Raw genomic sequence first — 15,011 nt, forward strand, 5'->3', positions numbered from 1 at the left:
TTGTTACAATAACACTTTTGCGTTTTTAAGGCTTTCCCATGTCCAAACCCACCGTCTCTCCGATGATGCAGCAGTATCTCGCCATCAAATCGCAACACGCCGACAAGCTGGTGTTTTACCGCATGGGCGATTTTTACGAGTTGTTTTTGGATGACGCAGTGGAGGCGGCAAAGCTGTTGGACATTACCCTGACCACGCGCGGGCAGATGGACGGCGTGCCGATTAAGATGGCGGGTGTGCCGTTTCATGCGGCGGAGCAGTATCTGGCGCGACTGGTTAAAATGGGCAAAAGCGTGGCGGTGTGCGAGCAGGTGGGTGAAGTCGGCGCGGGTAAAGGGCCGGTGGAGCGCAAAGTCGTGCGCATTGTGACGCCCGGCACGCTGACCGACGCGGCGTTTTTGGAAGACAAGGAAACCAACCGCATCGCGGCGGTGAACGCGGATAAAAAACACGTCGCCATTGCGTGGGCATCTTTACAAAGCGGTGAATTCAAAACCAAGCTGACGACGGCAGATAAACTCGCCGACGAGCTGGCGCGTTTGCAGGCGGCGGAAATCCTGTTGCCCGAAGGCAAAAGCCTGCCTAATGGTTTTCAGGCAACCTCAGCCAACATCACGCGCCTGAATTCATGGCAGTTTGCCGCCGACGCGGGCGCGAAATTATTGACCGAATACTTCGGCTGCCAAGACCTGCACGGCTTCGGTTTGGACGGCAAAGAACACGAAGCCGCCGTCGGCGCGGCGGGCGCGCTGTTGAACTACATCCGCCTGACGCAAAACCTGATGCCGCAACACCTCGACGGCATTTCGCTCGAAACCGACAGCCAATATATCGGCATGGACGCTGCCACGCGCCGTAATCTTGAAATCACGCAAACTCTTTCCGGCAAAAAATCGCCGACCCTGTTTTCCATACTCGACGGCTGCGCCACCCACATGGGCAGCCGCCTCTTAGCACTTTGGCTGCACCACCCCTTACGCAGCCGCGCCCATATCCGCGCCCGCCAAGAAGCCGTTGCCGCGCTGGGTTCGCAATACGAAACCCTGCAAGGCCGTCTGAAAAACATCGCAGACATCGAACGCATCGCCGCCCGCATCGCCGTCGGCAACGCCCGTCCGCGCGACCTCGCCGCCCTGCGCGACAGCCTGTTTGCCCTATCCGAAATCGAATTGTCCGCCGAGGGCAGCAGTCTCTTAGAAACCCTCAAAGCCGTTTTCCCCGAAACCCTGCCCGTCGCCGAAACCCTCAAAGCCGCCGTAATGCCCGAACCCGCCGTCTGGCTCAAAGACGGCGGCGTCATCAACCAAGGCTATTGCGCAGAACTCGACGAGTTGCGCCACATCCAAAAACACGGCGACGAATTCCTGCTCGACCTCGAAGCGCGCGAACGCGAACGCACCGGCCTTTCCACCCTCAAAGTCGAGTTCAACCGCGTCCACGGCTTCTACATCGAGCTATCCAAAGTCCAGGCCGAACAAGCCCCCGCCGACTACCAACGCCGCCAGACCCTGAAAAACGCCGAACGCTTCATCACTCCCGAACTCAAAACCTTCGAAGACAAAGTCCTGACCGCGCAAGAGCAGGCATTGGCATTGGAAAAACGCCTGTTTGAAGCTCTGCTGAAAGAAGTTCAGACGGCCTTGCCGCAGCTTCAAAAAGCAGCCAAAGCCGCCGCAGCCCTCGACGTACTCTCCACCTTCGCCGCCACTGCCGCCGAACGCGGCTTCGTCTGCCCTGCGTTCGCCGACTACCCCGTCATCCATATCGAAAACGGCCGCCATCCCGTCGTCGAGCAACAAGTGCGCCACTTCACCGCCAACCACACCCGCCTCGACCACAAACACCGCCTCATGCTCCTGACCGGCCCCAACATGGGCGGCAAATCCACCTACATGCGCCAAGTCGCCCACATCGTCCTCATGGCGCACACCGGCAGCTTCGTCCCTGCCGATGCCGCCCAAATCGGCCCCATCGACCAAATCTTCACCCGCATCGGCGCATCCGACGACCTCGCCTCTAACCGCTCCACCTTCATGGTCGAAATGAGCGAAACCGCCTACATCCTCCACCACGCCACCGAGCAATCCCTCGTCCTTATGGACGAAGTCGGTCGCGGCACTTCGACTTTTGACGGCCTCGCCCTTGCCCAAGCCATTGCCGAACATTTGCTGCAAAAAAACAAATCCTTCAGCCTCTTTGCCACCCACTATTTCGAGCTGACCAAACTGCCTGAAGCCCATGCAACCGCAGTCAATATGCACCTCTCCGCGCTTGAGCAAGGACAGGATATCGTCTTCCTCCACCACATCGAACCCGGCCCCGCCAGCAAAAGCTACGGTATCGCCGTTGCCAAACTCGCCGGCCTGCCCAACCGCGCTTTGAAAGCGGCTCAAAAGCATTTAAACGATTTGGAAAACCAAGCCGCCGCCAACCGTCCACAGTTGGATATTTTCAGCGCGATGCCGTCTGAAAATGGGGTAGATGAGGAAGGGAAAGAACAAGAAGTTGAGCCTGTTGATAATTTGCAGACCAATGAATTGGCTGAAGCTTTGGCGCAAATTCAGCCCGACAACCTCACGCCGCGCGAAGCCTTGGATGCCTTGTACCGTTTGAAAGAAATCTGCAACAAGGTGTCGTAAACAAAGCAAAGGCCGTCTGAAACAGGAGAAACATATAATGAGTTTTGCTGACATTACCGTGGTTGGTATTACCGGCGCAGATTCTTATACCGAGGGCACGATGTATGCCATTATCCGCAGCTGTGCCGAATTGCCCGGCAGCCGTGGATTGCTGATCAGCCCGAGTTGTCCGCAAGGTTTGCCGAAAAATATCCGACATCAGCTTTGCCGGCCATTCGGTTATCTGGAATACAATCTGTTTGTTTTGTACCAACTGATGTATTACATCGATACTGATTATTGTTTGATTGTTCAAAATGACGGCTGGGTGTTAAACGGTCAAAACTGGCAGGATGCCTATCGGGAATATGATTATATCGGCGCACCTTTGCCGATTTTGTTGGAAACCGAAGCAGACGGGCAGTTTTTCCTGAAGGGAACCGACCAATATTTGGCTAAACAACATCTGATTCAGACTTCTCCGAATTTGGACGAGCCGCAGAACGGCGGTTTCAGCCTGCGCAGCAAGCGGCTTTTAGCCATGCCACGACAGCTGGGCTTAAATGTAGAAATCCGACCGCCTTTGCCGCCGAAAGACGAAAAAATTGCCAATATGGAATGGCTGGTGCGGCTGCACCACGAAGATATGTTTTTGACGGCGCAACACCGTTATAGATTGCAGGACTTAGGTTTGAAATTCGCGCCTCCGAATATTGCTACGCAATTTTCTTCAGAAGTACCGTTTATCAATCGAATGAGGAATGTCCCTTTAGAGCGCGTCTTTGGGGCGCACTGGATGGGAAGTGTGGTCTTGACCGGCTGCAACCGTATCCGTTTTACCCAATTAAATGGTGATGAGTTGGAAACATTCTCCCGTTTTTTTAGAAATTTGGGTTATGAATTAGAATAAATGAAGGCCGTCTGAAAGTTCAGACGGCCTTTTTTAATGGTTGTTAATGATGATGGTGGGCATGGCGTGCGGCTGCGCGTTTGGTGCCGACAGGCACAATCAGCGTTGCGTAAGTATTATCTTTCTGACATACGCTTTTATCGCCGTAATCGGTCTCGTTCACGACTTTGATTTTCCACAAACCGTCAATCAGCGTAATCACATTGACCACGCCGTTTTTATCGGTTTTGCCGGAGAAGCCTTGAGGCTCGCGGTGGTCATGGGTTGATTCCAAGTCCATTTCCGCCAAAGTGTCCGAGCTGGCGGTAACGGTGGCTTTAACCAAAGGCTCGCCTTTGTACAGGACTTTGACCGGCAAAATACCGCCGGCTTTGACTTCGTTCGGATTTTTCAGCGGAACCAGTTCCAGCTCTTGGCCGATAGGGCGGGTCAATACAGCTTCATCAACTGCGCCGTTGCCCACTTGGACAAAGCTCTTGCCGAACATTTGCGATTGTTCGCAATAGGTGGCACCGGCCAGCTGTTTCAAGGTTTGCTGTTTCCAGCCGTCTTGGTTTTTCGACCAGAAAGTCGGTTGGTAGGTCGCGCTGACCCAGTAGGAGCCTGCGGGCAGGGCGGCTTTGGAAACGTATTGATAGTTTTCGCCCTTATTCACCAAATCAACGGTTTTCTTTGAGCTGTCGGTCAATTGCAGCGGTTTGAAAATATGCACGCGGTCGTCGGCGATTTTTTCGACATTGGGGAAGTCATGGCTGTAACCCAAATCCGCATGCAGGATTTGGCCGGCAGGCTGATGTGTCGGTGCGGCCACCCAAACATCGTGTGCCTGTGCCACTGCGCCCAATCCCAGCAATCCTAAAAGCATCCATTGTTTCATAGTTTCTACACTCCATCTTTCGATTATTGAATAAAACGCCTAATGATTCGGCGAATACGAACGGTACTCTTTTTTATTAACTTTGTAAATAATATGGTTTAGATTTTATAGTTATAAATAATTATTTTTTGATTTCAGACGGCCTCGGTTTATATAACCAAAACTGATAAACCCAAAAGCAAACATTATTTCCCGTTTGCCTCCGATCCCGATAAAGTATCGCCATACTTTTAATAGGAGCCGACCATGAATATCCGTACCCTTTCTTTTGCCGCATTGACCGCCGCGCTGGCGTTGAGTGCCTGCTCTCCCAAAAACGAACAATCTGCCGACAATGCCGCTTCCGCAGGCAAGGGCGGTAATGTGAAGCTGTTGAACGTCTCTTATGATGTCGCACGAGATTTTTATAAAGAATACAATCCTTTGTTTGTTAAAGAATATGCTGCGAAAAACGGCGGTGCAACGGTTGAAGTCCAACAGTCGCACGGCGGCTCCAGCAAGCAGGCTTTGGCTGTCGCCAATGGTTTGGCTGCCGATGTGGTGACCATGAACCAGACTTCCGATATCGAGCTTTTGGTGAAAAAAGGTTTGGTCAAAGCCGATTGGAACACCCGTCTGCCGGACAATGCCGTGCCTTATACCAGTAACGTCGTTTTCTTGGTACGCAAAGGCAATCCAAAACACATCCAAGACTGGGGCGATTTGGCCAAAGACGGCGTGCAAATCGTTTTGGCGAACCCGAAAACCACCGGCAACGGCCGCTACGCCTTTTTGGGTGCGTACGGTTATGGTTTGAAAGTGAATAACGGCGATGAAGGCAAAACCAAAGATTTTGTGGCCGCATTGCTGAAAAACACGCCTGTATTTGAAAACGGCGGTCGCGCGGCAACGACGACCTTCAGTCAACGCAATATCGGCGATGTCTTGGTTACCTTTGAAAATGAGGCCAACTACGTCAGCAAAAAGCTGACCCAAGACCAGTTTGAAATCGTTTATCCGAGCTACACCATTCTTTCCGAAGCACCGGTTGCCGTCGTGGACAGCGTAGTCGACAAAAAAGGCACACGCTCCGCTGCCGAAGCCTATCTGCAAAACCTCTGGAGCGAACCGGCTCAAGAGTTGGCCGCCAATCTTTATCTGCGTCCGCGCAATGCCGAAGTATTGGCGAAACACAAAGCCGATTTCCCTGAGATTGAGACGTTTAATCCGAATGAGAAATTTGGCCCGTGGGAAGAAATCATGAAAAAATTCTTTGCCGACGGCGGATTGTTTGACCAGCTTTCCAGTAAAAAATAAGGCTTAAACATAGAGGCCGTCTGAAACTTCAGACGGCCTTTTGTTACAATAAGCCTTTTTCTTATCCACCTTTTCCCATGTCCCAACGCAAAATCATCCATATCGATATGGACGCATTCTACGCTTCGGTAGAACTACACGAGCAGCCGCACCTGAAAGGGCTGCCTGTCGTTGTGGCGTGGGACGGTACGCGGTCGGTCATTTGTGCCGCTTCTTATGAGGCGCGCAAATTCGGTTTGCACTCAGCCATGTCGGTGGCAACGGCGAAAAGGCTGTGTCCGCAGGCGGTGTTTGTGCAGCCTCATTTCGATTTGTACCGTCAAGTGTCGGCGCAGATTCATGCCGTGTTTCGGCGTTATACCGATTTGATCGAGCCTTTGTCTTTGGACGAAGCCTATTTGGATGTTACCCAAAATTTTGAAAATATCCCGTACGCTAGCGAGGTGGCCAAACGTATTCGTGCTGAAATTTTTGAAGAAACCGGTTTGACAGCCTCCGCGGGTATCGCGCCCAATAAGTTTTTGGCCAAAATCGCTTCTGACTGGCGCAAACCGAACGGGCAGTTTGTGCTGCCGCCGCAAAAAATCATGGCGTTTTTGGAGAGCCTGCCGTTGGGTAAGATTCCCGGTGTCGGCAAAGTTACACTGAAAAAGATGAATGCCCTCGGTATGCAAACCGCCGGCGATTTGCGCCGTTTTGAGCGCGGCGAACTTTTAAACCATTTCGGCCGCTACGGCTACTGCCTTTACGATTTGGCACGCGGTATCGACGAGCGGCCGGTCAAAGCCGAACGCGAACGCCTGCAAATCTCAACCGAAATCACCTTACCCGAAGATTTGTCTTTGGCGCAGGCTTCAAGCCATTTGCCGCACCTCGCCGAAGACCTCTGGCGGCAAATCGAACGCAAAAACGTCGAAGCCAAAGGCGTTACCCTCAAACTCAAAACCCACGATTTCCGCATTATCACGCGTTCGCTGACGTATTCTTCCGTCCTTCCCGATAGCGCCTCGCTGCTTCAGGCAGCGCATACTTTGCTGCAACGCATACCTCCGCAACGTGAAGACGCCTTCCGCCTGATCGGTATCGGCGTGAGCCATTTGCTGCCGAAAAACCAGCAGCAGACGCTTTGGTTATAAAGAAATAGAAAAGCATTCTTTCCGTTTGAAGATAGGGCGCTGGACAATATTGTTCCATAACCATATCGGCAGCCGTTTCAACAGGCCGTCTGAAAATTATTAGGAACAACCAGCCATGTCTTTATTCCGCCCACAACTCTGGAAAATCCCCGAAATCAGCGATGCCGAACGCCGCCAACTGCCTGAGTTGGCAGCCGCTTTGGAGCACCGTTTGCAAGACATTGCCGCACGCTATCCGCAAGCCGTCTTCGCATCCAGCCTTGCGGTTGAGGATATGGTCATTACCGATGCCGTGTGCCGTCTGAAACTGCCCATCCGCATCATCACGCTAAATACGGGCAAACTCAATCCCGAAACCGCCTCGCTGATTGCCGAAACCAATGCGCGTTATCAAACCGAATTGGAAGTGTTTTATCCCAATCGACAAACCGCCGCCGAATTTGAAGCGGAGTTTGGTACGACCGCGATGTACGACAGTGTCGAGTTGCGCCGCCGTTGCTGCCATATCCGCAAAATTGAACCGCTCAACCGCGCTTTGCACAACGCGCCTGCATGGCTGACCGGACAACGCCGCAGCCAGTCCGAAACGCGCAGCGAATTGAATTTTGAAGAGCTGGATACAGGCCGCAACATCGCCAAATTCAATCCTATTTTCGATTGGGAAGAGCAGGATGTTTGGGCATATGCGCACGAGCACCAAGTTCCGCTTAATGCGCTGTATCATCAAGGCTATCCCAGCATTGGGTGCGAACCCTGCACGCGTCCAGTCAAGCTGGGCGAAAATATCCGCGCCGGGCGATGGTGGTGGGAAAGCAAAGACAGTAAGGAATGCGGTTTGCACAAATAATCAAAGGCCGTCTGAAAACGTTTCAGACGGCCTTTTTGACGGTTTAACAAGATGATTTATCAAGTATTTGCTTTTCGTTCAACAAAAGTGGAAAGCAGGGCGGTATCGATGTCCCATTTCCAGATGCCTTGATCCGAGCCGTCCATGCCGCGCAGGAAGAGGTAGCGGATGGCGATTTGGGGCAAGGGCTTGCCGCGCAGGGCATAGTAGCGCGCGATGGCAACGGCGTAGATCAGGGCTTGCAGGTAGTAGTGATGATGCGCCACAGCTTCGTTCATCGCCTGTTGCGTGTAGGCGCTTGCATCGTTGCCCAAATGGTTGGATTTGTAGTCGATTAAAACGACATTGCTGTCTGAATCTTGGCAAACCATATCAATAAAGCCGTTTAAATAGCCTTGCAAATCATGGAAATCAAGCAGTTGCGCGGCTTGGACGCATTCTGGCGGCAGGTTTGCTTCGCTTGAGGCAAACCAACGGCGCAAGTCGTCCAGTTTGAAATCGTCCATGTACAGGGTGAACCCCATTTCGGGCAGGCGTCGGGTCGTCGGAATCTGTGACAGGCTCTCGTTGATTAAAGGCGTAAGGCGGCAGGTATCGAGCATGGTGATTACCGTCGGCAGCCATTTGTCTTCAAAGCTATGGCGTTGCAAAACTTCGGCAATCATTTCGGATTGGCTCTCGGCAGAGGCGGCGAAATCGAGTTTTTCCAGCATTTCATGCAAACATACGCCGGCATTGGTGCCGCGGGGGAAATGGTGGATATCGAGGCCGTCTGAAAGTGGGGGCGGCAGGTTTTCAGACGGCATGGCACGGTCTGCGCTTTCTGCCGGATCGATGGCAGGTTGCAAAGGCTCGTGTTGTTCGTCGGTTGACTTGGTGTGCCGGCTCAAACCGGTAAAGCTGGTGTGGCGGATAAAGTCAAAATCGCGGCGTTTAATGCTATGTGCGCTAAAAGCTTGGTCTTGCTGGCGGCTGTATTGATAGACGGTTTCCGGCGGGGCTTCTTCCGTGAAGGCAAACTCCGTATTTTCAGGCGCGTTTTTGATAAAGCGTTGCCAGTTGGTTTTAAGCATTTCTACAACGTCTGTCGCGCTTTTATAGCTTTGGCTGACGCTCTCGCGGCCGGCATCCGACAAACCTTCGAGCAGATAGGCAAAAGGATTGTTTGGCGTACAGTTTTTGTTGGCGGCGGCGTAGATATTGAGCTGTTCTTCGGCGCGGGTAAGGGCGACATAAAGTAGGCGTAAATCTTCTGCCGTCTTTTCGTCGGCAAGATGGCTTAGTTCTGCTTCCGAGGTTTGCGATTTTGCCAGTAGCTCGGTTTCGTGGCTTTCAGTATGCAGGATTTTCCAGTTTTCTTTGGAATTGTCTTTGGTATCCCACGCGAAGGGGCAGTACACCAAAGGATATTGCAAACCTTTCGACGCGTGCATGGTAACGATTTTGACCAGTTTTTCGTCGCTTTCAAGACGGATGGTTTGCGCGTCTGATGGGAAATAGCCGCTGCGTGCACGGCTGATTTGTTCGTTCAGCCATTTATGCAGGGCGGCAGGGTTGCGGCTTTGACTGTCTTCTTCGGCCAAAAGCTCCAGAATTTGGTAGTAGTTGGTCAGGCTGCGCTCGTTGCCGCCTTTGAGCAGGCGTGTTTCGATGTCATGTAGGGCGGCAAACTGCTGCACGGCGGCAAAAATGCCGCCTTTCCGCCATTTTTCCATGGCTTGGGCAGATGACTCTAGCCATTTCAGCAGCTGGTGTTCGTTATGGTTGAGTTCGTAAATCTCTTTGGCGGTATAGCCGAATAAAACGCCGGTCAAGACAAAGCGCAGCCAGTCGGTTTGCCTTGGGTTGAGCCAAAAGCCGATCAGCGCGGACAGCGAATCTGCCTCGGCGGAATCGAAAACGGACTGGCGCGACAGCAACACGCTTTGGATACGGCGCTGTTTCAGTTTACCGGCAATCATCGCCGCTTCGTTGTTGGTGCGCACCAAAACCGCAATATCGCCGGACTCCAGCGCGCGGCCTTTGAAGTTCAGACGGCCTTCGGCTGCTTCATTGAGCGCAAAGGCAATTTCATCGGCGCAATATTCGGCGGCACGGCCACGCAAAATCTCTTTGTTGGTCTGATCGTCCGTGTTGAGCCAGCGTACTTGGATGGCGGGACGGTGTGGCGACAGCCGGCTTTCGGCGCGGCTGGCGGAGACATCGCTGTAATCGATATTTTCCAAGACGAAGGGGTGTTTTTTTTGTTTGAACAAGGCGCTGATGCCGTTAATCAGCTTGGCATGGCTGCGGTAGTTGACGGCGAGGGTGTAATGCCTGTCCGCATCTTGCGCAGCTTGCAGATAGGCGTAAATGTCCGCACCGCGAAAGCTGTAAATCGCCTGCTTGGGGTCGCCAACGAGAAACAGCGGGCAGCCTTGTTCGATAAAAATTTGGCGGAAAATTTCGTATTGCAGCGGGTCGGTATCTTGGAATTCGTCAATCAGCGCGATTTCCCAGTTTGCCGCCGCCGCTTTTGCCAACGCGTTGCCGTGTTCATTGGTGGTCAATGCCTGATGGACGTCCAGCAGCAAATCGTCAAACACGCGCTCGCGGCGTGATTTTTTTTGTTCGGCAATGGACTGATTGATGTGGGAAAGGAGGTCGAGTTGCAGGCGGATGAAGACCGCTTCTTCCGCGCTTTCCATTGCCTGCAAATCACGACCGAGATTGGCCAAGGCTTGCAGCTGAATAATTTCCGGCATATCGGCATCGGTTTTATATTCTTTTTTCAGTTTGCTGTTGAGCGTGTCGATACTGAAGAGGCTTAATTTTTCTAGCGTTTGTTTGCTCAGGCGGGGCAGACGGTTGGATTCGGCGTTTGTTTTTAAATCGGTAAAAACATTTTCAAAGGTTTTTCTTTTGTAGGTTTGGCCGTTAAGTTTGGGAAAAATTGCCCAAAATGCTTTTTCCAAGTCTTCCAACTGAGCGCAAACTTTTTGCCATGTTTCTTGAAGGTTGGCTTGGGCTTCTTTCAAATCGCCTTCAGACCGTCTGAATTTCAGATAGGGGCGGCCGGTATAGCTTTTGATTTCGGCAAGCATTTCTTCGGGCGTGCATTTCCGGTCAAAAACCAATTGTGCCAATGTGGCATCGGTTGCCACTTTCTGCCGCCAAAAGTCTTGTGCAGGAATCAGCAGCCTCTCGCGCGAGTCGTCCGACAGCTCGACATCCAAAGGTGCGCCGCACAAAAACGCGTAATCGCGCAAGACGCGCTGACAGAAGCCGTGGATGGTGTAAATAGAGGAGTTGTCAAACTGGCTCAGCGCGGCTTTGAGGCGGAGAATCAGGCGATGGCAGCTTTCTTGTCCGTCTTGCTCGCCTAAAGCCAAAGGAATCAAGCGATTGAGAAAGTCATCGGGGGATTTTTTCTCTTTTTCGTAATATTTGTTCAGGCCGTCTGAAATATGTTCCGGCTCGCCGCCCAAAGTTTGGATTTCGTTCAAAACCTGCAACACTTCGTCCAAACGTGCGCGCAAACGGGTTTTCAGTTCTGCCGTCGCCGCTTTGGTAAAGGTAACGACCAGAATTTTCTCGATGTCTTTTTTTTCTAAAACAATCAGTCGGGTAAAGAGCGCGGCAATGCCGTAGGTTTTACCCGTACCGGCAGAAGCTTCGATAAGGTTGGTGCCGTCGATGGAAAGTGTGAGCGCGTCAAAAGGAAGGGCGGAAGACATGGTAGGAACGGAATAATATTAGCGAGGCATTATCATAACAGAGATAGTGTGTTGTTTTGCATTGATGATAAAAATGCCGTCTGAAAACTTTCTGTTTTCAGACGGCATGTCTTAATGGCTATTAAATGACTTCAATAGCGCATCTTAGTAGCGCAAACGGCGTTTGGCGTAGCTTGGTTGGCGAGGACGATAGGTATAACGGTTCGCCGCAGGAGCTTTACTGTCGTCATAGTAGTACGCAACATTATTACCGTTGATGGTCGTATTGTTGACGCTCAAACCGGTTGGAGAGCCGGTAGTAATAACAACATTGTCGCTTTGGATGGTGTTTGCCGTATTGGTTACGTTGGCTTCGTTTTTACCTTTGGCGTTGATGCCGCCGTTTGGTTTGCCTGAAGCGTAGCTGCCGTTGACATTGATGGTCAGATTTTTTTCGTTAACGCTGCTGATCGCGCCGGAAGTATTGACTTTGTTGCCTTCTACTTCAACGGAGTTGTTGGATACCAAGTTGGTACCGTGCAGGTTGACGTCGCCGTTGTTGGCATTGATTTTAATCTCATTGCCGGCCGCTACATTCGCGCCTGCGGCGGTAGAAGAAGCGTTATCGGTTTTGTTAACGCCGACAGAGCCGTTGACGTGAGGAACGGCAACACCGGTTTCAACATTGATTGTCGCGCCAGCGCCGATACCGACATTAACAGCTGTACCTTGGTTGGAGGCAGTATTGGCTGACTCGGTGAAGGTTACGCCGTTGCCTGCGGTAATGTTGACGTTGTTGTTGGCGGTAATGTTGGATGCGATTTCAGCAGAGTCTTTGGCGTTGATGACAACATTGGTCGCATTCATATCGCCTTTGACGGCGGTAGATTCTTTTTTGTTTTCATCAGCGTAGTTGACGTTCAGGTTGGCATTCACATCAACGTTTGAACCATCTTTGGTGTATGCGCCGACAGTCAAAGAAGCGCCGCCTTGTTTACTGCTGCTGTTGCTGGTGTTGTGGGCGGCAGTGTTGTGGTATGAACCTGCATCAATGTTAATCGCACCGGTCACATCGTATTTTGTACCTTCATCAGACACTTTGTCATTTGCCAAAACGATGGCATTGCCTGCGTTGATGGTGGTTACGGTTGCAGTGGATTCATTGTGGGTCGAGGAGTTGCCTTGACCTTGTGCAGTGATTTCACCGCCGATGCCTTTGTTGGTACTGATGCCGGCAGAAACGACCAAACCGCCGCCGTTTTGTTTCACATCGGATTTTGCACCGCTGTGTGCCGCTGCATGGGTAACGTTTTTGGCAGCTTCAACCACATTGCCGGTCGCATTAATCACTGTACCTTCTTGATTAATATTGCCGTTTGCAGTGATGGTGGCGTTGCCGCCGGTGTTGATGTTGGATACATGAGATGTATTCGTTACGGTAGTTGCATCTGTTTTGGTGCTGGTAATGCCGACAGATACGCCGACGCCTGCAACGTTATTTTTTTCGTATGCAGTAGCAGATACGCCCAAATCAGTTACGCGTCCGGATTCGGTCACAGTGTTGCTGCCTTTGGATGCAACAACATTGACGTCATTGGCTGCGGAAATGTTGACAGATTCTTCGCCGTTGACTTGGCTACCGCTGACGGTAACGTTTGAGTTGGAAGACAACTGGGTGTTTTTACCGGTCAAAATGCTGCCGTTCAGGCCGACAGAGTGGGTGTCGGTGTGGGTATCGGTGAATTTAATACCGGCTTTGGCAGTCACGCTGCCGTTTTCTTTATTGGTTTCGGTGCCAGAGTAGCCTTTGATGGAATACTCGTTGACCTGTTTGTTTTCTACCGCTTTGGCAGCATCAATGGTCAAATCGCCTGCGGAAGAAAGTTGCAGTTTTTGTGCCGCAAACAATGCAGAACCGATCACATTGATGTCTTTGTTGGAAACAACGGTCAGGTCGGCATTGGAAACCAAGGTAGAACCGGTTACTTTTTCAATGCTGCTGTTGCTGCTGGTTTTAGAGGTAGTGATATTGAAAATCGTACCTTTACGCGCGCTTTGTGCGGAAGTATCGGTGCTGGTGGCGTTTTTAATATCGACATTGCCTGCTTTGGAGCTGACGAATGTACCGGCTTGGCCTTCAACGGTACTGCCGTAAACGTTGACGCCGTTTTTTGCACCCAAAACTATGTTTGAGTTGGCAGTAATGCTGCTGCCGTGCAGGTTTTCGGTACGGTTGTTTTGAACTTGGCTTTCACCGCCGAACAGGCCGCCCCAGTATTTTTTCTGGTCGTCGAGGCTGTTGGTGTTGATGGTGGTTTGAGTACCCAAGTTGATGTTGTTGACATCGGTAACGACATTGCCGTTTGCCGCAATGCTTGCGCCGTAAGTGCTCAAATCGCCTTCGGAAATCAAACCGATATCACCGGCTGCGGAGATTTTGGTTTGATGGGCGGTAGAGTTTTTGGAAGATTTTGTAGCGATACCGGTTTTCAGGGCAGCAGTTTCATTTTTGAAGCTGACATAAGTCGAGCTGCTGTCGGTTTCGCTGTTGCTGCTTAATACGATTCCTTGTTGGGCGGCAATGCGTGCATCAGCAGCCGAGTTCAGTTCGGTCGCATCCAATTGAACTTTGCCGGTGGTGGCAATATTGACAGAACCGGCATTGATTTTGGTTTGATGCAGGCTTTCGTCAGCAGAGGAGCTCAGGTTGTTGTTGTACCAAAGGCCTTTGCTTTGAGTGTGGTCGGATTCTGTACGGTTGGTGGTTTTTACCGCGTTAGAATTGATATTGCCTGTGGCAGAAGCAGTCAGCGCGCCGGCATTGATGTTGGCTGCGCTCAGGTTGAGGCTGCCGCTATTGTTCAAAGTCAATGACTCGGATGCATTGATATTGCTGGCGGTAAAGGTTTCCGTTTTGTTGCGGTCCGAACGGAAGTGCTGAACATTTTGCGCCTCTTTGCCGCTGGAAGATTTGTTGGCAGAATGGCTGGTAACCGTGCCTTTGATGTCGGTATCGCGGGCAAACAATTCCATTTGTGCGCCGGTCAGATTGGCGGACTGGATGCTCAGGTTGCCTTTGCTGTCGATATTCAGGTAGCGGGTACCGGTAATGGCGGCATTTTGAATGTTTTGTTTGGCGCGTTTGTCGGTCGCGTGGATGCGGATGGTACCGGCGCGCATACTGCCGAAAATATGACCGTCAAGCACCGGCGCATTTGAAGCAGCGTCCAATGCTTCGATTTGTGCGGTTTTGTAGTCGAAGTTGCTTTTGCCTGAAGAAACATTGATGGCGTCGGCGGCATTAACGTTGGCTGATTTGCCGACAACCACTTGCGGCGCGAGCAGGTCAACCACGCGGTTGCCGCTCAAATTGCCGTTTACTTGCAGTTGTTTGCCATTGTCGCTGATATTGAAAGATTTCAACGCGCCGTCTGAAACGGTTGGCGTACCGACAACCAAGGATGCGCGGTTGGCATTCAGGATACTGCCGCCGTTGTGGGTAATGCCGTTAGGGTTTGCCAAAACATAGTCTGCGGCAATACCGAAGATCTCTTGCTGACCCAAGATCAGGGAAGGGTTTTTGCTGACCACTTCATTCAAGATCACAGATGCGGCCTGACCTTGGAAGTTTT

General features: G+C 51.6%; 8 protein-coding genes. 5 read left to right on the plus strand and 3 right to left on the minus strand.

Going from position 1 to position 15,011, the window contains the following annotated elements; translation table 11 throughout:
* Positions 1–38: 38 nt before the first annotated feature.
* The gene (mutS, locus tag HMPREF2696_RS07825) at positions 39–2,639 is read left to right on the plus strand and encodes a DNA mismatch repair protein MutS (RefSeq protein ID WP_070588277.1); all 2,601 of its coding nucleotides are present in this window, start codon (positions 39–41) and stop codon (positions 2,637–2,639) included.
* 37 nt (positions 2,640–2,676) lie between these two features.
* Positions 2,677–3,528 (plus strand): DUF5672 family protein, encoded by an 852-nt coding sequence (locus HMPREF2696_RS07830; protein WP_070588279.1) that lies wholly within the window; start codon positions 2,677–2,679, stop codon positions 3,526–3,528.
* Positions 3,529–3,571: 43 nt separating this feature from the next.
* Here the strand turns inward: HMPREF2696_RS07830 and HMPREF2696_RS07835 are convergent, their stop codons facing one another.
* On the minus strand, positions 3,572–4,405 hold the full coding sequence (locus HMPREF2696_RS07835) for a DUF4198 domain-containing protein (protein WP_049343971.1): 834 nt from the start codon (positions 4,403–4,405) through the stop codon (positions 3,572–3,574).
* Positions 4,406–4,657: 252 nt separating this feature from the next.
* On the opposite strand from HMPREF2696_RS07835, the gene HMPREF2696_RS07840 reads away from it, so the two are divergent.
* From HMPREF2696_RS07840 to HMPREF2696_RS07850, 3 genes are all read left to right on the plus strand, one after another.
* Positions 4,658–5,701, plus strand: coding sequence for a sulfate ABC transporter substrate-binding protein (locus tag HMPREF2696_RS07840; protein ID WP_191620581.1), 1,044 nt, complete (start codon positions 4,658–4,660; stop codon positions 5,699–5,701).
* 77 nt (positions 5,702–5,778) lie between these two features.
* The gene (dinB, locus tag HMPREF2696_RS07845) at positions 5,779–6,837 is read left to right on the plus strand and encodes a DNA polymerase IV (protein WP_070588281.1); all 1,059 of its coding nucleotides are present in this window, start codon (positions 5,779–5,781) and stop codon (positions 6,835–6,837) included.
* A gap of 115 nt (positions 6,838–6,952) precedes the next feature.
* The gene (locus tag HMPREF2696_RS07850; protein WP_004521081.1) at positions 6,953–7,684 is read left to right on the plus strand and encodes a phosphoadenylyl-sulfate reductase; all 732 of its coding nucleotides are present in this window, start codon (positions 6,953–6,955) and stop codon (positions 7,682–7,684) included.
* Between the two features lie 59 nt (positions 7,685–7,743).
* Here the strand turns inward: HMPREF2696_RS07850 and recB are convergent, their stop codons facing one another.
* Together recB and HMPREF2696_RS07860 are read right to left on the minus strand one after the other, a co-directional pair.
* Positions 7,744–11,400, minus strand: coding sequence for an exodeoxyribonuclease V subunit beta (gene recB / locus HMPREF2696_RS07855; protein ID WP_070588283.1), 3,657 nt, complete (start codon positions 11,398–11,400; stop codon positions 7,744–7,746).
* Positions 11,401–11,544: 144 nt separating this feature from the next.
* Positions 11,545–15,011, minus strand: a 3,467-nt coding sequence (locus HMPREF2696_RS07860; RefSeq protein ID WP_070588285.1) for a hemagglutinin repeat-containing protein, incomplete at its 5' end; no start/stop codon positions are given.

The sequence above is a fragment of the Neisseria sp. HMSC058F07 genome, from assembly GCF_001810035.1.
In the GTDB taxonomy this organism is placed as follows: Bacteria; Pseudomonadota; Gammaproteobacteria; order Burkholderiales; family Neisseriaceae; genus Neisseria; species Neisseria perflava.